19 protein-coding genes are annotated in these 23,468 nt (G+C 43.0%); 12 read left to right on the top strand and 7 right to left on the bottom strand.

The genetic code is table 11. From position 1 onward, the window contains the following. Positions 1–18: 18 nt before the first annotated feature. The 11 genes from N5O98_RS15430 to N5O98_RS15380 all read left to right on the top strand — a co-directional run bounded on the left by N5O98_RS15430 (position 19) and on the right by N5O98_RS15380 (position 10,679). On the top strand, positions 19–396 hold the full coding sequence (locus N5O98_RS15430; RefSeq protein ID WP_004312115.1) for a hypothetical protein: 378 nt from the start codon (positions 19–21) through the stop codon (positions 394–396). Between the two features lie 118 nt (positions 397–514). After that, entirely contained in the window at positions 515–865 is a 351-nt protein-coding gene (locus N5O98_RS15425) for an NADH-quinone oxidoreductase subunit A (RefSeq protein WP_004312114.1), read from the top strand. Then, the gene (locus tag N5O98_RS15420; RefSeq protein WP_117515150.1) at positions 856–1,458 is read left to right on the top strand and encodes an NADH-quinone oxidoreductase subunit B; all 603 of its coding nucleotides are present in this window, start codon (positions 856–858) and stop codon (positions 1,456–1,458) included. The genes N5O98_RS15425 and N5O98_RS15420 overlap by 10 nt, the downstream gene beginning before the upstream one ends. 82 nt (positions 1,459–1,540) lie before the next feature. After that, on the top strand, positions 1,541–3,133 hold the full coding sequence (locus N5O98_RS15415) for an NADH-quinone oxidoreductase subunit D (protein WP_118161053.1): 1,593 nt from the start codon (positions 1,541–1,543) through the stop codon (positions 3,131–3,133). A gap of 26 nt (positions 3,134–3,159) precedes the next feature. Beyond that, complete coding sequence (gene nuoH / locus N5O98_RS15410; protein ID WP_118161052.1) at positions 3,160–4,236, top strand: NADH-quinone oxidoreductase subunit NuoH; 1,077 nt, start codon at positions 3,160–3,162, stop codon at positions 4,234–4,236. 12 nt (positions 4,237–4,248) lie between these two features. Then, positions 4,249–4,737: a 4Fe-4S binding protein gene (locus N5O98_RS15405; protein WP_004305338.1), complete on the top strand. Its 489-nt coding sequence runs from the start codon at positions 4,249–4,251 to the stop codon at positions 4,735–4,737. A gap of 2 nt (positions 4,738–4,739) precedes the next feature. Further along, complete coding sequence (locus N5O98_RS15400) at positions 4,740–5,252, top strand: NADH-quinone oxidoreductase subunit J family protein (protein WP_004312110.1); 513 nt, start codon at positions 4,740–4,742, stop codon at positions 5,250–5,252. Positions 5,253–5,289: 37 nt separating this feature from the next. Beyond that, on the top strand, positions 5,290–5,598 hold the full coding sequence (gene nuoK / locus N5O98_RS15395; RefSeq protein WP_004312109.1) for an NADH-quinone oxidoreductase subunit NuoK: 309 nt from the start codon (positions 5,290–5,292) through the stop codon (positions 5,596–5,598). Between the two features lie 191 nt (positions 5,599–5,789). Beyond that, a complete protein-coding gene (gene nuoL, locus N5O98_RS15390) occupies positions 5,790–7,679 on the top strand; it encodes an NADH-quinone oxidoreductase subunit L (protein WP_009039049.1) in 1,890 nt (629 codons plus the stop codon). A gap of 38 nt (positions 7,680–7,717) precedes the next feature. Beyond that, positions 7,718–9,202 carry a complex I subunit 4 family protein gene (locus N5O98_RS15385; RefSeq protein ID WP_004312107.1) on the top strand — a complete coding sequence of 495 codons (1,485 nt, stop codon included), beginning with the start codon at positions 7,718–7,720 and terminating at the stop codon, positions 9,200–9,202. A gap of 37 nt (positions 9,203–9,239) precedes the next feature. Then, positions 9,240–10,679 carry an NADH-quinone oxidoreductase subunit N gene (locus N5O98_RS15380; protein WP_004312106.1) on the top strand — a complete coding sequence of 480 codons (1,440 nt, stop codon included), beginning with the start codon at positions 9,240–9,242 and terminating at the stop codon, positions 10,677–10,679. Positions 10,680–10,819: 140 nt separating this feature from the next. Here N5O98_RS15380 and N5O98_RS15375 read toward each other — a convergent pair whose 3' ends face one another. The 7 genes from N5O98_RS15375 to N5O98_RS15345 form a co-directional block, all read right to left on the bottom strand. Continuing rightward, positions 10,820–13,630 carry a sensor histidine kinase gene (locus N5O98_RS15375; protein ID WP_195664320.1) on the bottom strand — a complete coding sequence of 937 codons (2,811 nt, stop codon included), beginning with the start codon at positions 13,628–13,630 and terminating at the stop codon, positions 10,820–10,822. A 191-nt stretch (positions 13,631–13,821) separates the two neighbouring features. Further along, entirely contained in the window at positions 13,822–15,030 is a 1,209-nt protein-coding gene (locus N5O98_RS15370; RefSeq protein WP_118161051.1) for a hypothetical protein, read from the bottom strand. Between the two features lie 43 nt (positions 15,031–15,073). Continuing rightward, positions 15,074–17,788 carry a TonB-dependent receptor gene (locus N5O98_RS15365; protein WP_008776531.1) on the bottom strand — a complete coding sequence of 905 codons (2,715 nt, stop codon included), beginning with the start codon at positions 17,786–17,788 and terminating at the stop codon, positions 15,074–15,076. 373 nt (positions 17,789–18,161) lie between these two features. Beyond that, positions 18,162–19,058 carry an AraC family transcriptional regulator gene (locus N5O98_RS15360; RefSeq protein WP_004312102.1) on the bottom strand — a complete coding sequence of 299 codons (897 nt, stop codon included), beginning with the start codon at positions 19,056–19,058 and terminating at the stop codon, positions 18,162–18,164. A gap of 34 nt (positions 19,059–19,092) precedes the next feature. Beyond that, on the bottom strand, positions 19,093–20,433 hold the full coding sequence (locus N5O98_RS15355) for a mechanosensitive ion channel family protein (protein ID WP_008776530.1): 1,341 nt from the start codon (positions 20,431–20,433) through the stop codon (positions 19,093–19,095). Positions 20,434–20,470: 37 nt separating this feature from the next. Further along, positions 20,471–21,499 (bottom strand): DUF4435 domain-containing protein, encoded by a 1,029-nt coding sequence (locus N5O98_RS15350; RefSeq protein ID WP_118161050.1) that lies wholly within the window; start codon positions 21,497–21,499, stop codon positions 20,471–20,473. Positions 21,500–21,521: 22 nt separating this feature from the next. Continuing rightward, complete coding sequence (locus tag N5O98_RS15345) at positions 21,522–22,385, bottom strand: AAA family ATPase (RefSeq protein WP_004315636.1); 864 nt, start codon at positions 22,383–22,385, stop codon at positions 21,522–21,524. A gap of 122 nt (positions 22,386–22,507) precedes the next feature. Between N5O98_RS15345 and N5O98_RS15340 the strand changes: the two genes are divergently transcribed. Beyond that, positions 22,508–23,425 (top strand): DMT family transporter, encoded by a 918-nt coding sequence (locus N5O98_RS15340; RefSeq protein WP_118161049.1) that lies wholly within the window; start codon positions 22,508–22,510, stop codon positions 23,423–23,425. Positions 23,426–23,468: the final 43 nt, after the last annotated feature.

Genomic DNA, 23,468 nt, shown 5'->3' with positions numbered 1-23,468 from the left:
AGCCGTTAAAAGAGAAAGATGAAACAAAGCTTAAAATTCGGACTACTTTTAGTGTTGGCTTTGCTCATCCATTGTGCAACTAATGGAGCAATGGAAGATATGTGCAAAGTTTCCTCCCCGACTTATCGGCAGGAGAAATGCTATGTATCACAAGATCGTCCGATTCAGGATGCTTTGGAACGCCTTTATAATCTTTATACGACGCAAACCTGTGACATGAGTCATACAGACGTCGCACATGTTCCGACAGATAAAAGCATGTTTTTGTTAATCGCTTATTTCTGTGACCATTACAAACATCAAAGTCCACCTTACCCTGTTTCATCCCATTCTCCTACATATTATTACGATCCTATCTCCTATTATATATATGGGTTGAGAAAGATTGTCATTTAGCCTACAGTACAGTAGACTCTTTTGCTCGTCATTTATTACAGTTGGTTTTATTCTCCATAGGGCGAATAGACTAATTGCTTATTTCTATATAATATTCAATCTAAACAGCTATTGAATTATGAATTTTACATTTTTAGTTGTTGTTTTACTGACAGCGCTTGCTTTTGTCGGTGTAGTAATAGCCCTCTCGCGTGCTATCTCTCCCCGTTCATACAACCTGCAAAAGTTTGAGGCTTATGAATGTGGTATACCGACACGTGGTAAATCATGGATGCAGTTCCGTGTAGGCTACTACTTGTTTGCCATCTTATTCCTTATGTTCGATGTCGAAACAGCTTTTCTGTTTCCGTGGGCGGTAGTTATGCGTGACATGGGACCACAGGGACTTATTAGTGTTCTCTTCTTCTTTATCATTTTAGTTCTAGGTCTTGCTTATGCCTGGAGGAAAGGAGCTTTGGAATGGAAATAACCAAAAAGCCAAAAATAAAATCTATTCCGTATGATGAGTTTATCGACAATGAATCATTGGAAAAGTTGGTCAAAGAACTTAATGCTGGAGGAGCCAATGTTGCCCTCGGAGTACTTGACGACTTTATCAACTGGGGGCGCAGCAATTCACTGTGGCCGCTTACCTTTGCAACCAGTTGTTGTGGTATCGAATTTATGGCACTGGGTGCCGCGCGTTATGACATGGCCCGCTTTGGGTTTGAGGTAGCACGTGCCAGTCCGCGTCAGGCTGATATGATTATGGTATGCGGAACAATCACCAATAAAATGGCTCCGGTACTGAAACGACTTTACGACCAGATGCCCGATCCGAAGTATGTGGTTGCCGTAGGCGGATGCGCTGTCAGCGGAGGTCCTTTCAAGAAGTCCTATCACGTAGTGAACGGAGTGGACAAGATTCTTCCGGTAGATGTATATATTCCCGGATGCCCGCCACGTCCTGAAGCATTCTATTATGGCATGATACAATTGCAACGCAAAGTGAAAATAGAAAAGTTCTTTGGTGGAGTAAACAGAAAAGAGAAGAAACCGGATTATTTAAGAAATGAAGAATGATGAATGATGAATGAAGAATTCGCATGCAACATCCCGGCAGATTTTTCATTCTTAATTTTTCATTCTTAATTTAATTTGATTTATGCAAGAAATACAATTTATAGCTCCTGCAGCGTTACACGACGAGATGCTGCGCTTGCGAAATGAAAAACAGATGGACTTTCTCGAAAGCCTCACCGGTATGGACTGGGGAGTAGCCGATGAGAAAGACGCTCCGGAAAAACTCCGCGGTTTAGGCGTAGTCTACCATCTGGAATCTACCATTACAGGCGAACGGATAGCACTAAAAACAGCGACAACCAACCGCGAGCTACCGGAAATTCCGTCTGTCAGCGACATCTGGAAGATAGCCGACTTCTACGAACGTGAAGTTTTTGATTTTTATGGCATCACCTTTGTCGGTCATCCTGATATGCGCCGGCTCTACCTGCGCAACGATTGGATCGGTTATCCAATGCGTAAAGATAACGATCCGGAAAAGGATAACCCACTGTGCATGACCAATGAAGAGACGTTTGATACGACGCAAGAAATAGAACTGAACCCGGACGGAACCATCAAGAACAAAGAGAAGAAACTGTTCGGCGAAGAAGAATATGTAGTCAACATCGGTCCGCAACACCCTGCTACTCATGGTGTAATGCGCTTCCGTGTTTCTCTGGAAGGTGAAATTATTCGTAAGATTGATGCGAACTGCGGGTATATCCACCGAGGTATCGAGAAAATGAATGAAAGCCTCACTTACCCTCAAACATTAGCTTTGACAGACCGTCTGGACTATTTGGGCGCGCATCAAAATCGTCACGCATTGTGTATGTGTATTGAAAAAGCCATGGGCATTGAGGTCAGTGAACGCGTACAGTACATCCGTACCATAATGGACGAGTTGCAACGTATCGATTCTCACTTGCTGTTCTACTCTTGTCTTGCTATGGACTTAGGAGCGTTGACAGCATTCTTTTATGGATTCCGTGACCGCGAGAAAATTCTCGATATCTTTGAAGAAACTTGCGGCGGACGTCTGATTATGAACTACAATACGATTGGCGGTGTACAGGCTGATCTTCATCCTAACTTCGTCAAACGAGTAAAAGAGTTCATTCCATATATGAGAGGAATTATCCACGAATATCACGATATATTCACGGGTAACATCATCGCACAGAGCCGTATGAAAGGCGTCGGTGTGTTAAGCCGTGAAGATGCCATCTCTTTCGGTTGTACCGGAGGTACAGGCCGTGCATCAGGATGGGCGTGTGACGTACGTAAACGAATGCCATACGGTGTATATGACAAAGTCGATTTCAAAGAAATCGTTTATACGGAAGGTGACTGCTTTGCCCGTTACCTGGTGCGTATGGATGAGATCATGGAAAGTCTGAACATCATTGAGCAATTAATAGACAATATTCCCGAGGGACCTTATCAGGAGAAGATGAAACCTATCATCCGTGTTCCGGAAGGCAGTTACTATGCAGCAGTAGAAGGAAGTCGTGGTGAATTTGGTGTCTTCCTGGAAAGTCAGGGTGACAAAACGCCTTACCGCCTGCACTACCGTGCTACGGGATTGCCGCTTGTTGCCGCAATTGACACCATCTGCCGGGGAACGAAGATTGCTGACTTAATTGCTATTGGCGGAACAATAGATTATGTCGTTCCGGATATTGATAGATAAGTATTAATTATTAGGTCTTAAAATATATGTTCGACTTTAGTATAGTAACAAACTGGATACATGAGCTACTACTCTCCCTTATGCCGGAGGGACTAGCCATCTTTATAGAATGTGTAACTGTCGGCGTGTGCCTCGTAGCACTGTATGCCATCCTGGCTATCATATTGATCTACATGGAGCGTAAGGTTTGCGGTTTCTTCCAGTGCCGTCTTGGTCCGAATCGTGTTGGTAAATGGGGTTCTATCCAAGTGGTCTGCGACGTGCTCAAAATGCTGACCAAAGAAATCTTCATGCCGAAGGGCGCCGACCATTTCCTTTACAATCTTGCTCCATTCATGGTGATTATCGCTTCATTCCTGACTTTCGCTTGTATTCCTTTTAATAAAGGTGCGGCGATTCTGGACTTTAATGTAGGCGTGTTCTTCCTGTTGGCAGCTTCCAGCATTGGAGTTGTCGGTATCTTGCTGGCCGGTTGGGGTAGTAACAACAAATTCTCTTTGATTGGTGCCATGCGAAGTGGTGCACAGATTATCAGTTATGAACTTTCGGTTGGTATGAGTATCATGACAATGGTAGTGCTGACGGGAACCATGCAATTTTCTGAAATCGTAGAAGGACAAGCTAATGGTTGGTTCATCTTCAAGGGACATATTCCTGCGGTCATTGCTTTCATCATCTATCTGATTGCCGGAAATGCAGAATGTAACCGTGGCCCGTTCGACCTTCCCGAAGCAGAAAGTGAGTTGACTGCCGGATATCATACTGAATACTCTGGTATGGGCTTCGGTTTCTTCTATCTGGCAGAATATTTGAATCTGTTTATCGTAGCCAGTGTTGCCGCCACTATCTTCCTGGGAGGATGGATGCCGCTGCACATTGTTGGTTTGGATGGATTTAATGCTGTAATGGATTATATTCCGGGCTTTATCTGGTTCTTCGCCAAAGCATTCTTTGTGGTATTCCTTTTGATGTGGATCAAATGGACTTTCCCACGCTTGCGTATCGACCAGATCTTGAATCTGGAATGGAAATACCTGGTCCCAATTTCTATGGTAAATCTATTACTAATGGCATGCTGCGTAGCTTTCGGCTTCCACTTTTGATAAATGAAAATTATGGAATATAAAGATAAAAAATATACGTACTTAGGTGGTCTGGTGCATGGCATCAGTACACTGGCAACGGGTATGAAAACCAGCATCAAGGTATACTTCCGTAAGAAAGTGACCGAGCAATACCCCGAAAACCGGAAAGAGCTGAAAATGTTCGACCGTTTCCGTGGTACGCTGAATATGCCCCACAATGAGAATAATGAACATCGCTGTGTAGCTTGCGGACTGTGTCAAATGGCCTGTCCGAACGATACAATCAAAGTGACCAGCGAAACCGTCGAAACAGAAGATGGAAAGAAGAAGAAAATCCTGGCAACCTATGAATATGATTTGGGTGCCTGTATGTTCTGCCAGCTCTGTGTCAATGCTTGTCCGCACGATGCCATCACGTTCGATCAGAACTTCGAACATGCAGTCTTCGACCGGACGAAACTTGTCCTGAAGTTGAACCACGACGGTAGTAAAGTAATAGAAAAGAAAAAAGAAGTTTAGATATGGGATCAACACTTGAAACAGTAGTATTCTACTTTTTGGCAGCATTTATTATTGCTATGTCCATCATGACGGTGACTACCCAACGTATCGTACGCTCGGCCACCTACCTGCTCTTCGTGCTCTTCGGCACGGCCGGCATCTATTTTTTGCTGGGTTACACCTTTCTGGGTTCCGTTCAGATTATGGTTTATGCCGGTGGTATCGTCGTTCTTTATGTATTCTCCATCCTGTTGACCAGTGGAGAAGGCGACCGGGCCGAGAAAGCAAAACGAAGTAAAGTCTTAGCCGGACTCTTCACTATGATTGCCGGTTTAGCCATTATCCTTTTTATCACACTGAAGCACGATTTCATGCAGACAGCTAATTTGGCCCCGCAAGAAATTAGCATTCATGCTATCGGGAACGCTTTATTAAGTAGTGACAAATACGGTTATGTATTGCCTTTCGAAGCTGTCAGCATATTATTGCTGGCGTGTATCATCGGTGGCATCATGATTGCACGTAAGAGATAGGAATTTTAAGTATTAACTATCAAAATAGAGTTCGAATATGATACACATGGAATATTACCTGGTAGTTTCTACCATCATGATGTTTGCAGGAATCTATGGATTCTTTACCCGCCGAAATACACTGGCTATCCTGATTTCTGTAGAGTTAATGCTGAATGCTACGGACATCAACTTCGCCGTATTCAATCGTTTCCTTTTTCCGGGGGGAATGGAGGGTTATTTCTTTGCACTCTTTTCCATCGCCATCTCGGCTGCGGAAACTGCAATAGCTATCGCCATCATGATTAACATTTATCGTAATCTTCGAAGCATTCAGGTGCGCAATCTGGACGAGTTGAAGTGGTGATTTGTTTCATTCCCAGGAACAAGGTGTTTCATCCCTTGAAACACTTCGTTTCACACCGAGAAACAAAGTGTTTCTCACCGAGGAACAACTAGTTTCACACCGGGAAACCAAACAGAAGGTCCGAGTATAGTGATTATCAGCTATAAGACCAAGAATTAATAATAATAACTCAAGTAATTAAATAAAACTGTATGGAACTAACAATTCTAATACTCCTTCTTCCTTTCTTCTCCTTTCTCATATTGGGAATCGGAGGTAAATGGATGTCCCACCGGACAGCGGGTACAATCGGTACGCTGATACTGGGAGCAGTAGCAGTACTATCCTACGTTACAGCTATCCAATATTTCTCCGCTCCACGACTGGAAGACGGAACATTCGCCACACTGATGCCTTACAACTTCACGTGGCTTCCTTTTACAGAGACTTTACACTTCGACTTGGGCATCTTGCTCGATCCTATATCGGTAATGATGTTGATCGTCATCTCTACAGTGTCACTGATGGTACATATCTACTCTTTCGGTTACATGAAAGGAGAAGTCGGTTTTCAACGTTATTACGCTTTCCTATCCCTATTTACCATGTCTATGCTGGGATTGGTCGTTGCAACCAACATCTTCCAGATGTACCTTTTTTGGGAGCTGGTGGGGGTAAGTTCTTACCTGCTAATCGGTTTTTATTATACAAAACCGGCTGCCATCGCTGCTTCCAAGAAAGCGTTTATTGTTACTCGCTTTGCTGACTTGGGCTTCCTGATCGGTATCCTGATTTACGGATATTACGGTGGTACATTCGGATTCACTCCGGATACAGTATCCTTGATAAGCGGTGGAGCTTCTATGCTTCCGTTGGCTCTCGGACTGATGTTTGTCGGTGGTGCCGGTAAAAGTGCCATGTTCCCGTTGCATATCTGGTTGCCGGATGCAATGGAAGGTCCTACTCCGGTCAGCGCATTGATTCATGCGGCTACCATGGTAGTTGCCGGTGTATATCTGGTGGCACGTATGTTCCCACTTTTCATTACATACGCACCGAATACGCTGCACATGGTTGCTTGGGTAGGTGCATTTACAGCATTCTACGCGGCAAGTGTGGCTTGCGTACAATCAGACATTAAACGTGTACTGGCTTTCTCTACCATTTCACAAATTGGCTTTATGATGGTAGCTCTGGGTGTTTGTACTTCCATGAATCCACACGAAGGAGGTTTGGGCTACATGGCTTCCATGTTCCACCTTTTCACACATGCCATGTTTAAGGCATTGCTCTTCCTCGGTGCAGGTAGCATCATTCATGCCGTACATTCTAATGAAATGTCCGCTATGGGAGGTTTACGCAAATATATGCCGATCACTCACTGGACATTCCTGATTGCTTGTCTGGCTATTGCCGGTATTCCTCCGTTCTCGGGCTTCTTCTCGAAAGATGAAATTCTGGCTGCTTGTTTCCAATACAGCCCTGTAATGGGATGGGTGATGACAGTCATCGCTGCAATGACAGCTTTCTATATGTTCCGCCTTTACTACGGTATTTTTTGGGGCAAGGAAAACAAAGAACTTCATGCACATCACACACCACACGAAAGTCCGTTGGCTATGACTTTCCCGTTAATGTTCCTGGCTGTTGTAACTTGTGGAGCAGGATTTATTCCTTTCGGACACTTCATCAGTTCGAATGGTGAATCTTATTCTATCCATCTCGATCCGTCAGTAGCTATTACGAGCGTTGTTATTGCGATTATTTCGATTGCAATCGCTACATGGATGTACAAGAATGCCAAACAGCCTGTTGCTGATTCGTTGGCAAAACGATTCAAAGGTCTGCACAAGGCAGCCTATAATCGCTTCTATATTGATGATATCTACCAGTTTATTACGCATAAGATTATCTTCCGCTGCATCTCTACTCCTATCGCATGGTTCGACCGTCATGTAGTGGATGGATTCTTTGACTTCCTGGCATGGGCCACTAACACAACAAGCGACGAGATTCGTGGTTTGCAGAGCGGTCAGGTACAACAATATGCGTATGTGTTCCTTTGCGGTGCATTGGCACTTATCCTACTGCTGATTCTCTAAATAGTAAATAGTAAATCTTTAAATAGTAAATCATAAAGATGAATTTCTTATCCATATTCGTACTTATCCCCTTATTGATGCTGGCCGGACTTTGGGCAGCACGAGGAATCAAAGCCATCCGGGGGGTTATGGTTACTGGCGCATCGGCACTTCTGATTGCCTCCGTCGTACTTACATTCCTGTATCTGGGAGAGCGTAGCGCCGGAAACACGGCAGAAATGCTTTTCCGTGCAGATACGCTTTGGTATGCCCCGCTTCACATATCTTATTCAGTAGGTGTTGACGGAATTTCGGTAGCCATGTTGTTATTGTCTGCTGTCATCGTATTCACCGGTACATTCGCTTCCTGGCGCCTGCAACCGCTGACGAAAGAATATTTCCTCTGGTTCACCCTGTTGTCTATGGGAGTATTCGGATTCTTTATATCCGTCGATTTGTTCACCATGTTCATGTTCTATGAAATTGCGTTGATACCGATGTACCTGCTGATTGGTGTATGGGGATCAGGACGTAAAGAATATGCAGCCATGAAACTGACCCTTATGTTGATGGGCGGTTCCGCTTTCCTATTGATCGGTATTCTCGGAATCTATTTCGGCTCGGGAGCAACCACCATGAACCTTCTCGAAATTGCACAGTTGCACAACATACCTTTTGCACAGCAATGCATCTGGTTCCCGCTGACTTTCCTCGGCTTCGGTGTATTGGGCGCCCTTTTCCCGTTCCACACATGGAGTCCTGACGGTCACGCTTCTGCCCCGACTGCCGTATCCATGCTTCATGCCGGAGTATTGATGAAACTGGGAGGTTACGGATGTTTCCGTATCGCCATGTATCTGATGCCGGAAGCAGCCAACGAACTTTCCTGGATATTCCTGATACTGACAGGTATCTCTGTAGTCTACGGAGCCTTCTCCGCTTGCGTACAGACCGACTTGAAATATATCAATGCTTATTCATCCGTATCTCACTGCGGACTGGTTCTTTTCGCCATTCTGATGCTAAACCAGACAGCAGCAACAGGAGCAATCCTTCAAATGCTTTCACACGGATTAATGACAGCCTTGTTCTTTGCTCTGATCGGTATGATATATGGACGTACACACACACGTGACGTTCGCGAACTTGCCGGTTTAATGAAAATTATGCCGTTCCTTAGTGTATGTTATGTGATTGCCGGTCTTGCCAACCTCGGTCTGCCGGGATTAAGCGGTTTCATTGCTGAAATGACCATCTTCGTCGGCTCTTTCCAGAACAACGACGTATTTCACCGCACACTGACCATCATCGCCTGCTCTTCGATTGTGATTACCGCAGTCTACATCCTGCGCCTGGTAGGTAAGATTCTATACGGAACCTGCACCAACAAACATCACCTCGAACTGACCGACGCAACTTGGGACGAACGTGTAGCCGTTATCTGCCTCATCGTTTGCGTTGCCGGACTAGGTATGGCTCCTTTCTGGGTTAGCCACATGATTGGTGAAAGCGTATTACCGGTTGTCTCACAACTAATCCCCTAACTCATAAATCATAATTCTTAATTCATAAATAAACAAGATGGATTATTCACAATTTCTAAATATGCGAGAAGAGCTGTCGCTCATAGCTGTCTTACTGCTGCTATTTCTAGCTGACCTCTTCATGAGTCCGGATGCACACAAAAATAGTGGGAAAGCACGCCTGAACACTATGTTGCCCGTTATTCTGATGGCTATCCATACGGCTATCAACTTGATTCCGGGAACTGCTACCGATGCATTCGGTGGTATGTATCACTATGTACCGATGCACACAGTTGTTAAATCGATCCTGAATGTCGGTACACTGATTGTTTTCCTGATGGCGCACGAGTGGATGAAAAGAGAAGACACTTCATTCAAACAAGGAGAATTCTATGTGCTTACACTCTCTACCTTGTTTGGTATGTATCTCATGATTTCCGCCGGACATTTCCTGATGTTCTTCATCGGTCTTGAAACAGCTTCTATTCCGATGGCAGCATTGATTGCCTTCGATAAATACCGTCACAACTCTGCCGAAGCAGGTGCCAAATACATTCTGACAGCTCTTTTCTCCAGTGCATTGCTGTTGTTTGGTCTGTCCATGATCTATGGTTCTGCCGGGACTCTTTATTTCGATGACCTCCCTGCCCATATCGACGGAAATCCGTTACAGATCATGGCATTTATATTCTTCTTCACAGGAATGGCATTCAAGTTGTCACTGGTTCCGTTCCACTTATGGACAGCAGACGTTTACGAAGGCGCTCCGAGTACAGTTACCGCTTATTTGAGTGTTATATCAAAAGGATCGGCAGCATTTGTTTTATTGGCTGTCCTTATCAAAGTATTCGCTCCAATGATTAATGACTGGCAGGAAGTACTTTATTGGGTAACCATCGCTTCTATCACTATTGCAAATATATTTGCTGTCCGTCAGCAAAACCTGAAACGTTTGATGGCGTTCTCCAGTATTTCGCAAGCGGGATATATTATGTTAGGCGTTATCGGAGGCACAGCACAAGGCATGACGGCATTGGTATATTATGTATTAGTGTACGCTGCCGCCAACCTCGGAGTATTTGCCGTTATCACTATCGTGGCATTACGCAGTCAGAAATTCACGCTCGAAGATTACGCAGGACTTTATAAAACGAATCCTAAAATCGCTCTCTTGATGACTCTGTCTCTGTTCTCATTGGCAGGCATCCCTCCGTTTGCCGGATTCTTCTCTAAGTTTTTTATCTTCATGGCTGCTTTCGATGCAGGTTTCCACTTGCTGGTATTCATCGCATTGGTAAATACAGTGATTTCGTTGTATTACTATCTATTGATTGTAAAAGCAATGTACATCACTCCTTCCGACAACCCGATTCCTACTTTCCGCAGCGATCGTTGCACAAAATGGGGACTGGCACTTTGCACATTGGGTATCATCGGACTGGGTATTGCAAGTATCGTATATCAATCTATCGATAAACTGTCGTTCGGAATTTAAACGGACTACACCTTTTCACCAAAGAAACGGTCTTGGTTTCATGTCAGTATCAATCGACATCAAAACCAAGACCGTTTCTTCTATATAAAAGCCGCTTTTATTAATGAGGAAGGAAGATATTCACCTGCCTTATTACCACTCTACCGGGCACAGTTCATCTCTTCCGTCACGATCACTCCGGGAATAGTAAACCAAAACCTTGATCCTTTTCCTTTTTCAGAATCAACGCCAATCCGCCCACCTAATTGTTCAACGATGCTCTGACAGATAGAAAGTCCCAATCCTGTACCGTGTACAAAAGAATTAAGCTTCACAAAACGCTCAAAGATATGTGGCAACTGCTCTTTTTCAATACCGATGCCTGTATCTTCAACATAGAATTCCAATTCGCCATCTTTTAGTTTATATCCCACATGAATACTACCTTCAGAGGTAAACTTCATTGCATTGTTAACAAAGTTAGAGATCACCTGATGTATACGGTTACGGTCACTAATGACATGACAAACCGGAAGATGATCATCAAACACCAGTTCCACCTCTTCTTTCGCTTTCATCCCCATAGAGCGGACAATATCCTCACATAACAGATTTACATCTACATCTCCGTTAGTAAACTCAAATGTACCCGCTTCAATCTTTGACAAATCGAGTATATCTGAAATTAATTGCAACAAAAGTTCATTATTCTCACGTACAATCTTAATATACTCCTGACGTTCTGCCAGCTCTTCAGTTTCTACCAGCAAATCGGAGAAACCGACAATGGCATTCAGCGGCGTACGGATTTCATGACTCATATTGGCAAGGAAAGCACTTTTCAAACGATCCATCATCTCTGCTTTATCACGTGCCTGAATCAATTCGGCTTCAGTCTCCTTCAATTCTGTAATGTCATAATTGATACCGATGATTTCTATTTCATTTTCTTCCGGTTTATAATTGGTGACCATCACATTACTGCTGACCCAATTCCATTCGTTCTTCGTTCCGGGACGACGAATACGCATCTCCCCTTGGAAATGCCTCCTTTTTCCGTCTCTGACTCCATCATAAAAATCGAGGAAACGCTTGCGGTCTTCGGGATGCATTTGGCTATAAACTGCTACCACCTCACTCAAAGGAATATCTTCCTCCTCACCTAAATTCTTATACCACTGTTTTATAGCATAACCTTTGCGGTTCAAGAGATTCAATTTGGCATATCCTACTTTTGCATAATCGGATATCATCAAGAAGAAATTCTCAAAATCACGAATACGGTTCATTGCATCAATACGCTCCGTATTGTCAATGCTTATTAAAATATATCCGCTGAAGTTGCCCTCATTATCATATAGTTTACTAACCTTCGAATATAGTTCTATCACATTAGAACGGCTTGTCTCATAATATCCTCCTGCTTGCTCAAAAGAATAATTAAGTCTGAAATCCACCAGATCTTCATTCCGCACACGATCACGAATCCCCTGCGGCACATTCGGATTCTCAAAGAAATTAACCCCTATCACATCCGATTTATTCACTACACCGAATATTTCTAAATCCTTATTATTCAAATCTATCAAATAGCCGTCCTTATCGTAGATCTCTACTCCTGCCGGAATATTAGCAAAGATATTCTTAAAGAGTTTTTCACTACGATCCAATGCCCGGTTAGCTTGTACCGATCCCGTAGAATCGAGGAATAGACCGACTATTTCGTCCTTTCCGGGAGAATAAATAACCCAATGCGTATACCGTTCCGTTCGAGGGAAATATTCATCTTTCTCTCTATAAGAATTACTATCCAGTATTTCTTCCAGAAAATTAAGTTTTTGGAGATAGTCAGGATGCTTTTCAGATGCCAAAGAACCAATATACGACTCCAAAGGAAGCCCGAAGAAGGTTGAACTGACCTCATTCGCATCCGTCACCCGATAATCGCAAGGTTTATTATTCTCGTCACGGATAATGGACATACGTATATATCCCATCGGCATAAAATGAAACAGCTTATTTAGGAAAGTCTGTTCACGGATTACCTTGTCCTTAGTTTTACGCAACTCGATACAGATATTTATAATATTTCCCAATGAGGAGAACCATTGAAAATCTTCATTACTCCAGTCATGGTAAGTCTCAACCAAATCAATCCCCATATATCCCCAAACGCGGTCGCCTGTCATCAAAGGAGTCACCATTAACGATTTGATTCCCTGAACTACAAGAATCTGATATTCATCAGGAGCCTCTTCTAATAACTGCTCCAGTGTATTTAAAATAATCGGCTTGCCCGATAATATCTGTTCACTCCACCATTTTGACTCACTGGCAGGCATGTCCTGCAGATTGTCTATCTCTGCCGATACCCCTTCAGAAACAACTTCGTAGATACAACTATGATGGGCATAAATTTCGTCGTATTCAAAAATATAAACACGTCCTTTTCCATTATAAAGATTCAGAATATCTCTCAAAATATCTGCGATACAAGATTCTACTGCCTCATCACGTAGGAAACGAAGCAACGATTGCGAAACAAAATTCTGACGACAAAGCAAATCATTCACACGCCTTAATGCATCCCTTTGATCTTCTTCCTTGGGAGCCTCAACGCGCTGGATTATTCCGAAAGCCTTATCACCTCCATCAACACCTGTACCCTTCTCACGAAAAGCCAGACGGGTATGCAACCAGACCTCGCCATATTTTGAATGAATAGGGAAAGTTTGTTCATAAAAGTCCTTATGGATAGAAGAATTTGCCCGGAACTCCTGGGCAATCTGCTTGCGATAATCTTCACGTATCAGGTTCAGAAAATCCGAAGTAGAGATGGTGTCGCCGTCCAATCCCAAAAGATCAGAAAGATAATCGGAACATAAATAATATCCTGCCGTTAAATCTACTTCCCACCACCCGATTTGTGCAAGAGAAGCCATTTTTCTGTATCGCTCGTTGTCTGTTTGCATATTTTGTATCATTGTAAAACAATAGGTTGACAAATATACAAAAAAGGTAATCACTCATACCATAAAGGAGCAAATAAAAAAGCTAAAAGAAGATTACGAAAATAAATAAATAGAATATGGGAGAATCTGTTTGCTACAAATTCTCCCACACCTCCTATTGAAAAATACGGACTCCGCTAACCTATATCTTATTATAATGAGGAAATATTATATCCGCTCCAAGTGAACAGGGATGCATCTGCACCTGTATTCGTAGTTGGCTCGGTAAATGTATTCAATGTACCGTTCAGCTTATTCTTAAAGTTCAATGTATGGGTGATGCTGATGCTGGAAGCAGCATTTCCTGCACCTTTACTGTCATTCATATCAATCAAATCGATTGTACCGCCTGAACCTTTGACAAGGGCATTGGTGATCGTAGCTTTTGCTCCACGACGGATTTTAATCACATCTTGCATACGGTCTACATTATCCGTTGTATTGGCAGCATTATTTACGATTGTCATATTTTCAACCGTAAAATCCGACTGACGTAAATGATCCGAATAGTCACCATCCAAGTTACCATCTGCTTCAATGCCGCGCGGATCTGCTTCCGTACTGGTATAACCGCTTTCCCAAACGCCATAGCAGTTTTTCAATTTACCGGAATATCCTTGAGTGAAGTCGAACATGTCATCATCCGGGTTCACAGCCAACAAGTTGGTTACATTCACCGTACCGCCAAAGAATTCGACGGCATCATCCGCGCTCTCAAGAATGTAGATATTCTCAATCTTGGTAGCGTTTCCAACACCGTTCAGTGTCAATCCGTTGTGCTCGATATCGGCAGTAGAGCGGGCACCGGCATAGCAGATTTTCACATAAGTCAGTGAACCGGAATTGTCATTATCGACATTACCACCGTATTTATAGTTGTTGTCGATTTCCGTCAGACCTGTATCACTCTTATTGGCGTTCGAACCGGAAATCGGAGCTTTACCATTGATAATGATTCCTCCCCAATAGCCGGATGTAGGGGTTGTTGAATTGGCAGTGAAAACAATCGGTTTATCAGCTGTACCGTCAGCATAAAGTTTACCGCCCTGTGCTACCAGCAGATAACTGCTGAAACCTTCGCGAGCCTTAATCGTTGTTCCGGCAGGGATATTCAGACGGCCTCCATTTTCAATGACTACCGTTCCGTTCAGAATATATTCCTTAGCTTCCAGTGTCTGTTCTCCGGTCAGCGTGCCGGACAGGATATTTTCGCCCACAACAATAGAGCTACCGGTCCCACCGTTGTTTCCACCATCTCCGTTACCATCACCGTCTCCATCACTATCACTGCTACATGCAGTCAATGTAAGTGCTGTTGCCATAACGGCAAACGTCATAAAGTTCACAAACAATCTTTTCATTTTGCTTTCATTATTAGTTAATAATCTTATTTCATCACCCGGCTTAGAATGTACACGACACTCCCAGGCTTATATTTATTCCTTTCTTATAATCATTCAATATCACCTTTTCCCCGTTTTCGTTCGCTTTGCGGCTTAACTTATAAGAGGGATTCAGCAGGTTGCGGGCTTTCAGGTTAAGCGAAAGATGCTTGTTCAGTTTGGCTTGGGACACAAAATCCAGTGTCAGTACTCCCTGCTCCATCATATCCTGATACCCCTGCGTGCCAATGGTATATATCTTATCACTCACATAATTAAGTACCAATGTATTGACAAAACTGCGTTCTCCTTTCGTGAAGTTATGCGAGAGGTCGAAATTGACAATCCACGGTGCAGCTCCTTCCAGTTGCGAACCGGTGGTAACCGTTGCCAAAGGCATTTTTGCATTCGTGTAGATATAAGAGCCATTCAATCCCAAAGAGAGTTTATTCATTCCGTGCGCAGCATTACTCACCGGACGGACAAACAGATTCTTACGTATTTCTATCTCCACTCCTGCCACGGTTGCCTTATCCGCTATATTCTCATAAGAAAGATAACCTCCGGCACTTGCCACTTCGATGCGGGATATCGGATTCTTAATCAATTTATAGAAAGCTGTGAGAGAAATCAACTCGGTCGGAGTGGGATTAAAGTCCCACTTCAGATCAAGGTTATAATGATCCGAAGGTTTCAGATTGGGATTCCCCTGACTGTTGAAGTTCACGCCGACATAACGGTAAGGAGATATTTCCTTTGCCTGCGGAAGCGTATATGTTTTACTAGCTCCCAGACGAAGCGAGTTTTTATCATTCAGATTGTATTTGAGATTCAAGCTGGGCAGGAAATAATCTTTTTGGATGGTATTGTTTCCTTTAGAACCTCCACGATTCACATTGTAATCCACTTCAATATCTACCTTGTCGTATTTCATTCCCAGATTCACAATCCAACGGGGAGTAAACTGGTAGGTAGCCTCGGCATAAGCGGAATGGATATTCTTTTTCACGGTATATTCATCTAAGTTCTTTTGTATCTTGAACCAGTCGGAAGCAAAGTTTTCCTGATTATAATAATCGTCAAGCGAGAAGTCGTCCAAAGAAGGGATGGTAGAAACATGTCCTACGGTCAGGTTATACTCCGTAGCTTTGAAGTTATCATCTACGAATCGGCCTGTATATCCGAAACGGATATTCGAAATTTCGTCTATATTATCTTTCAGACGATAGACCAAGCCTGCTTTTACATTCAAGTCGTCTTCATCTAAAGTTGAGAAATAGCGCTGTTGTGAGTTGCCCCTTAGCAACGTATAGCCGTCTTCCGCTTTAGTCAGGTTATTGATACGACGATCCGGTTCATACCCTTTCACCATATTATAGGAAGCACCTGCATCGAGACTTAATGATTTGGTCAATCCCCAGTTAGTCATCAGTTGATTAACGATCAGCATATTATCATTCGTTTGTTGGCGACGGGTGAATCCGAGGTTTTCATAATCGTCACTAAAAATCGAGTTCTTACCGTTGTAATCGCCCACCGACTGGGTATTGGCATGAATCATCATCAAATTATAACTGATGTGATGACGATTCTGCATATCGAAATCCACATTGGCAAGTGCCAGCTGACTGATATTCTCCGCATACTTCTTTCCATTCATATCTTTGTAGACCGTACCGCCGGTAGTTGTATTACGTATGATTTCATCCGTATACTGATAGTCCGTCGTATGTCCGGCAGTCAGGAAGAAAGAAAGTGGATTTTTGTCTTTTCCGACATAGAATCGTTTACCTCCGGAAATACTGTAACTCCGGTTGATTTGCAAATGTTGAGCGGAAGGGTCTAACTTATTTCTGAAGTTCCATGAGTTTTCATCGGCAGGTTCGGTGCGATTAGCAAAGCCCATGAAGTTCACTCCATCCTGTTTCAGAAAATCGGCTGCTACCGTTTGTGTATTCAAGCCACCGGAAATGCCGAATCCCAGATTACCGCTACCAATGAGTTCTTTGGATACGATATCAATGGTTGCCCCTCCGACATCGCTGCTGCCTCCCGCGTTGAATGCTTTATTTACGCCTACGGACTGAATAATGTCCGTACCGAAGAAATCAAGAGAGATATTCTTATATTCCGGGTCTTCGGAAGGAAGAGCAAATCCATTAAAAGTAGTTGCATTGTACCGGTCTCCCAATCCACGGACAAAGACATTTTTCACTCCGTCTTGTTTAGACACTCCGGCAACTTTCGTCACAGCACCTTCTGCATCCGAAACACCCTTGCGGGAAAGCTCCCTGACACCAACAGATTGTACGGCAATGACTGCTTTTTGCTGTTCGAGCAACAGCATATTCTCATTTTCCCTATTCTTCTTAGCTACAACCACCACATCGGCAAGTTCCTGTGCATCGGTTTCCAACTCCAGATTCAGTATCACCTGTTTTCCATTCTCCACACGCACTTTATGGCGCACTTCTGTTTTGTAGCCTACATATTTAATCTCAATATCATACATACCTTCCAGAATGCCCATACTGTTCAATTCGAAATTGCCCTCCATATCGGTCACTGCTCCGGCTTGAGTTCCGAGCAAACGTATCGTAGCTCCTATCAAAGGTTCCTTGGATAGTTTGTCTTTCACAGCTCCTTTAATCTTGATATTGGCAGCCAATGCAGGAAGTACACACAACAGGCAAAAGAAGGCCGCCACTGAAAATCGGATAAGAAATAGTTTTTTCATCTAACTTTGCTCTACGTTTTAATTACGTCGGCAAAGATAGAGGGTGAGCATTACAACTATAAGACGAAATAAATACAATCTATTGAAAGAGTCGTTGCAAGATGATGACAAGATGTTACAAACGTATTATCAATCACTTACGCTATTAGTTTAACTTGTTTATAAGCAAATTTAAGACCGGAACTTCACTCTTTTATCTCTCATTATGCATAAAATTAATCGTCTGACTACTGTTGAACTTTCGTCTGACAATTGTCAGACGAAAGTTCAACAGTAGTCAGACGAAAAGATAACAACCGTCAGACGATTAATTTTATGCATATCGAAACCTAATTCTCCGTATTCGGCGAATTAGTTCATAAGGATGAATACACTAAATCAGTTTCTTTTTCTTCCGGTAGTTCTCACGAAACTCTTTGGGCGAACAACTCTTTTTCTTCTTGAAGATCCGGTTGAAATTGGAAAGGTTATTAAAACCGCACTCATAACAAATCTCGGCAATAGACATTGTAGAATCTACCAACAACCGGGAAGCAAAGCCCAGCCGAATATCAATGATATAATCAGAAAGATTCTTGCCTGTACGCAGTTTGAAAAAGCGGCTGAATGACACATCCGTCATCCCAACCATATCAGCCAACTGCCCCAGACGTATTTCTTCCTGATAATGTGTATTGATGTACTCCTGCACTTTCTGCACACGCCGGCTGTCCGAATGAATATCTATCTTGGCAAAAGACGAACTGGACAAGGTACGCGCTTCTTCTTCAAAGAGAGAAAGTTCATACAGGATCGTCATAAACTTAATGACCGCATAAAATCCTTGCTTCTCGGAAGCAAGCGTATCCAGCAACGGATATATTTTGAGTATGGCAGACATCGGGAAACAAAGCCCTTTTTGTGCTTTATCCAGCATCCGGCGGATAGAGTCGAACTGATTCTTATTGATAAAGCTCTTGAAGAAAAGATCGGAAGAAAACTGAATCGTAATCTCCCGTATCTCTTTCGAATGGCAGTCGTTCTGTTCCCAGACGTGTTCCAAATCTTTTCCTGTTATCAATACCAAATCATAATCATCTATCACTTCGGAAGAGTCTCCTACAATCCGCCTTACTCCGGCAGCCTTTTCGGTGAAGTTCAATTCAAACTCGGAGTGGTTGTGTATAGGATAAGTGAATTCCGTTTTATAACGTTCCGCAATGTAAAAGCAATCCTTATCTGACAAAGGAGTGATTTCACGGATAATCTGGTTGGATAACGGTGTAGTCATAGTAATTACAATTTATAAGCGTTTTATCGTTTGATTAGTTTTCTATCTTTACCCCTATCCGATGCAGGTCTGCCCCCGACGGGTTTTGGAAGACACGCAAGTCGAATTCGGGAATAATGGCAAGCACATGATCGAAAACATCTGCCTGTATGCCTTCGTAGGCAACCCATACTTTATTGGCAGAAAAAAAATAAAGTTCCAATGGGATACCGGTTTCAGTAGGCTGAAGCTGACGTACCATACAGGTCAGGTCTTGGTTGACGGTAGGCAGACTCTTCAGATAGTTAGTCAGATAGGCCCGGAAAACTCCCAAGTTTGTTTGCCGACGTCCATTCACTAACACAGAGTTGTCGATATGATGTTCCTTATTATATTCTTCCACTACCTTTTCCGTTTCATCCACATAGTCTTTCAACAGTTGTATCTTCCGGTATTTTGCCAACATCTCCGGTGTACAGAAATGCACACTGGTCATGTCTATATTGATGGAACGTTTCACACGACGTCCGCCGGATTCCTGCATTCCCTGCCAGTTTTGGAAAGAATCACTAATCAATAGATAAGGAGGAATGGTGGTGATGGTATTATCGAAGTTACGTATTTTTACGGTATTCAATGTTACTTCTATCACCGTACCGTCCGCACCGTATTTCGGCATCGTGATCCAATCGCCCACCTTCAGCATATTATTGGCGGAAAGCTGGATGCCGGAGACAAATCCCATGATACTGTCCTTGAAAACCAACATCAGAACCGCAGCGGAAGCTCCCAATCCGGTCAGCAACACTACCGGACTTTGCTTTATCAGAATACTGATAATGATGATAGCTCCTATAAAGAAGAGAATGACTTGCGCTGTCTGCAAAAGCCCCTTCAAAGGTTTGTCTTTATATTGTTCACGCGCGCTATATACCAGATACACAGCCGTGAACAAAGCACTGACGAAGCGAAGAAAGACTGCAAGGATATAAATCATGCAAAGTCTTCGAAGAAAATCAAGCAAAGCAGAGTCTGCATGTTCGGGGAAGGCAATAGGAATAGATATATAAATCAATATAGGCGCCACCATCCTGCTGATGTTCACCATTACTTTATCATTAAATACAATATCATCCCAAGTAGCTTTTGTCTGTCTCACCAATTTAGCCACGGTACGCAGAATAATCTTGCGGCAAATCAGATTAGCCAATAATGCTATTCCAATAATAAACAATAAAATGATAAAGTTATCAATCTTATCAGCCATAGCTTCATCCACTCCCATCGAGAGCAAAGCATGATTCACCTCTTGCATCACTACATTACCTGCTTCTTCCGGTTGCCCGTTTGCCAATGCCACACTCACTGTATCAACCACTTCTTTTACTTCTTTCATAAGCAATCGTCTCTCTCTTTTTTAGTTTTTCTTTTATTTATGATCTCTGTTTCTTTTCTTCTTTATTCTTTCCTTCTTCCAAATATTCACTGATATCCTGCCGTAGCCAATCATAATGGAAGAGTCTTTTGTAGGCTACATTCTTCTTGAGCATGATTTCTACGTTCACCTGGCTGTTCTGATAACAAGTCAGTTCGTTTCTGAACTGTTCATTGTGTTCGGCCAGTCGCTTGATTTCCTGCTCCCGTTCACGACGCAATACGGTGCAGACCGGAATCAGTAGTTTCATTACCACATTATCCATCACATGGTGTCCCTGCATATACAAGTAAGTAGTTTCCGGCACCAAGCCCAGCTCTTTAAATTCAGTCCGCAATCCATTCACCTGATTGATGTTATGGGGGAATTTCCTTTTCAACTCTGCCAACTTCTGATTAACCCGTTGTTGAAGGGATTCCAAGCTCTTTTCCGGATGCCGGAGATTAATCTCGCGCAAAGAAGTATAAGTATGGAAATCGTACATGGGGAAAGTATAAGTATCCCGTTGGCGATAGAACCATACGTTCCAGAGGAAAAGCGGATATACAATTTCGGAGTACTTCTTCAGGAAGAAGTTGAAATCTAAAATGGAACGGTCATTCAACGTAGCCTGCACACATACTTCGTGAAGGCTTTCGGCAAAACAATGATAGTTTTCAATAGCATAGGTATAAGTTTGGAAAATATACCTGTTCCGGTTGATTTTACGGGAGGTATTGGTAGCTCCCTGCAACAGGAAATCATAGTCACTGTCCACACAGGCAATCAGACTTCTCCCCAATTCGGCTGTATTCAGCGTGTTCATGAGTACCATCTTTTTTCCTTTTGCCAGGGAGGTGGCCGAAGGAAGCATCACTTGGAAATAGTGTTCGTCGTCTTCAAACTCTTCAAGCAATGTGCGCCAGAAAGCGATGTCGTCATAGCTTTCTACGTAAGCGATGATACGTCGGCGGGCTTTCTTCGGATAAAGCTTATGGGCGGCATTGAAATAAGAAGAAGTCAGATTATCTCGTAGTGAAGTTGCCATTTGTTCTATTACAGGTTACGAATTACAAATTACAGTTGGGAGAATCCTTGTCGAGCTTGTGCCCTACGGTGGTAGATATATCACTTACTTCTGTCACGGCATCCAGCCAGCCTTCCATAATGACGGCAGGCGAATGGGTAGTCAGGATAATCTGCACATTCGGATTCAGTTCACGTATCATAGCAATCAGTTTCTGCTGCCATTCTATATGAAGGGAGGCTTCCGGCTCATCCATAAACAATACACAATGGCTGTTGTCCTGCACGAGTACGGTCAACAGGATAACCAGCATTTGCTTTTCACCGGACGACAGTTTATAAGGGAATAATAGTTCGCCATCCTGATAGAAAGCGATATCGTTCCGTTTCCGGTCTATCTTTTTGCGTGTATAGCTGAACAGTTCGTCAATCATATCCTGAAAACGACGTTTAGCTACAGACAATGTGGCTGCCTTACGACGTTCTTCTTCATCAGTGCTGGAAAGCATTTCAATCATCTTATTACCAATGTTGACCTGATAATCGAGGTAACGGCGTTGCAAGAGATAGAGTTGCCAGTCCAGTTCAGACTTTACATTCTTGTCGGCCATGCGGGCTGTGAAGTCACCCATAATCAGGGGACGGTCGTAGCTTCGGATGACGTCATAAGGAATATAGGTTGCCTGGGGATTGTCGAAAAAGAGACGCACTCCGTTCTTCTCGTCACTTTTCATTTCACCGGAAAGTTCTTCGAGATATCCCACCGAACGGTTCAGAATGGTAGTCTTCCCCACTCCGTTGATGCCGGAGAGGATGTTCACATCGGGACGCAAATCCCATCCTATATTAAAGCGTTCCCATAGTCCGTGTATCTCGATACGACGGATATAATTGGCTTGTTGTTCCATAATATTCAAGTTTAATCAAGGCAAATATAAACAAATCATACGATAAAAGACTACCTTTGCAACCGTTTTCTCTATTTGATTGTTAATGATATCAGAGATATGGTAAAATAAATAGTATCAACATGGACAAAAGTAAGAACCTGTATGGTCATTTGTTTGCGCTTACAGCAAACGTTATGTGGGGATTAATGTCTCCCATCGGTAAGTCGGCTCTTCAAGAGTTTTCTCCAATTTCTGTCACTACATTCCGCATGGTGGGGGCAGCAGCCGCTTTCTGGATCCTTTCCATGTTTTGCAAACAGGAACATGTGAATCATCAAGATATGCTGAAAATCTTCTTTGCTTCACTGTTTGCGCTAGTATTCAATCAAGGAGTGTTTATCTTCGGACTTTCTATGACTTCTCCTATTGATGCTTCTATCGTAACTACCACTCTACCGATTGTAACAATGGTTGTAGCGGCCATTTACTTGAAAGAACCTATTACCAATAAGAAAGTACTGGGGATTTTTATAGGTGCTATGGGAGCGCTCATTCTCATTATGAGTAGCCAGGCAGGAAGCAACGGAAATGGAAGCCTGATTGGCGACTTGCTTTGTCTCGTTGCGCAAATCAGTTTCTCCATATACCTGACTGTATTTAAAGGATTGTCTCAACGATATTCGGCAGTAACGATTAATAAATGGATGTTCATATATGCTTCAATGTGCTATATTCCGTTCTCTTATTATGATATTTCTACGATTCAATGGACTTCTGTTTCCACTGTCGCCATTATACAGGTACTTTATGTCGTATTAGGAGGTAGTTTTCTCGCGTATCTCTGCATTATGACTGCACAGAGGCTGCTCCGTCCTACGGTAGTCAGTATGTACAATTATATGCAACCGATCGTGGCTACGATTGCAGCAATCGCGATGGGTATCGGAAGTTTCGGCTGGGAGAAAGGGATTGCTATCGCACTTGTATTCCTGGGAGTATATATTGTGACTCAAAGTAAATCAAGAGCTGATCTTGAAAAAGCAGAAAAGCCTCATTAATAGTACAAGCGGGTAGAAAGACTAACGTTTCCTACCCGCTTAT

Origin of the sequence: Bacteroides sp. LFL-34, from assembly GCF_027257075.1 — a bacterium.
GTDB lineage: Bacteria > Bacteroidota > Bacteroidia > Bacteroidales > Bacteroidaceae > Bacteroides > Bacteroides ovatus.
Note: the sequence above shows the minus strand (reverse complement) of the source record. Positions and strands in the feature narration are given on the sequence as shown.

Coding starts and splice junctions, on each gene's coding strand:
- nuoH (WP_118161052.1), top strand. CDS start 3,160: ATGTTCGACTTTAGTATAGTAACAAACTGGATACATGAGCTACTACTC.
- N5O98_RS15420 (WP_117515150.1), top strand. CDS start 856: ATGGAAATAACCAAAAAGCCAAAAATAAAATCTATTCCGTATGATGAG.
- N5O98_RS15425 (WP_004312114.1), top strand. CDS start 515: ATGAATTTTACATTTTTAGTTGTTGTTTTACTGACAGCGCTTGCTTTT.
- nuoL (WP_009039049.1), top strand. CDS start 5,790: ATGGAACTAACAATTCTAATACTCCTTCTTCCTTTCTTCTCCTTTCTC.
- N5O98_RS15385 (WP_004312107.1), top strand. CDS start 7,718: ATGAATTTCTTATCCATATTCGTACTTATCCCCTTATTGATGCTGGCC.
- N5O98_RS15430 (WP_004312115.1), top strand. CDS start 19: ATGAAACAAAGCTTAAAATTCGGACTACTTTTAGTGTTGGCTTTGCTC.
- N5O98_RS15365 (WP_008776531.1), bottom strand. CDS start 17,788: ATGAAAAAACTATTTCTTATCCGATTTTCAGTGGCGGCCTTCTTTTGC.
- N5O98_RS15350 (WP_118161050.1), bottom strand. CDS start 21,499: ATGGCAACTTCACTACGAGATAATCTGACTTCTTCTTATTTCAATGCC.
- N5O98_RS15375 (WP_195664320.1), bottom strand. CDS start 13,630: ATGCAAACAGACAACGAGCGATACAGAAAAATGGCTTCTCTTGCACAA.
- N5O98_RS15370 (WP_118161051.1), bottom strand. CDS start 15,030: ATGAAAAGATTGTTTGTGAACTTTATGACGTTTGCCGTTATGGCAACA.
- N5O98_RS15345 (WP_004315636.1), bottom strand. CDS start 22,385: ATGGAACAACAAGCCAATTATATCCGTCGTATCGAGATACACGGACTA.
- N5O98_RS15340 (WP_118161049.1), top strand. CDS start 22,508: ATGGACAAAAGTAAGAACCTGTATGGTCATTTGTTTGCGCTTACAGCA.
- N5O98_RS15405 (WP_004305338.1), top strand. CDS start 4,249: ATGGAATATAAAGATAAAAAATATACGTACTTAGGTGGTCTGGTGCAT.
- nuoK (WP_004312109.1), top strand. CDS start 5,290: ATGATACACATGGAATATTACCTGGTAGTTTCTACCATCATGATGTTT.
- N5O98_RS15380 (WP_004312106.1), top strand. CDS start 9,240: ATGGATTATTCACAATTTCTAAATATGCGAGAAGAGCTGTCGCTCATA.
- N5O98_RS15415 (WP_118161053.1), top strand. CDS start 1,541: ATGCAAGAAATACAATTTATAGCTCCTGCAGCGTTACACGACGAGATG.
- N5O98_RS15355 (WP_008776530.1), bottom strand. CDS start 20,433: ATGAAAGAAGTAAAAGAAGTGGTTGATACAGTGAGTGTGGCATTGGCA.
- N5O98_RS15360 (WP_004312102.1), bottom strand. CDS start 19,058: ATGACTACACCGTTATCCAACCAGATTATCCGTGAAATCACTCCTTTG.
- N5O98_RS15400 (WP_004312110.1), top strand. CDS start 4,740: ATGGGATCAACACTTGAAACAGTAGTATTCTACTTTTTGGCAGCATTT.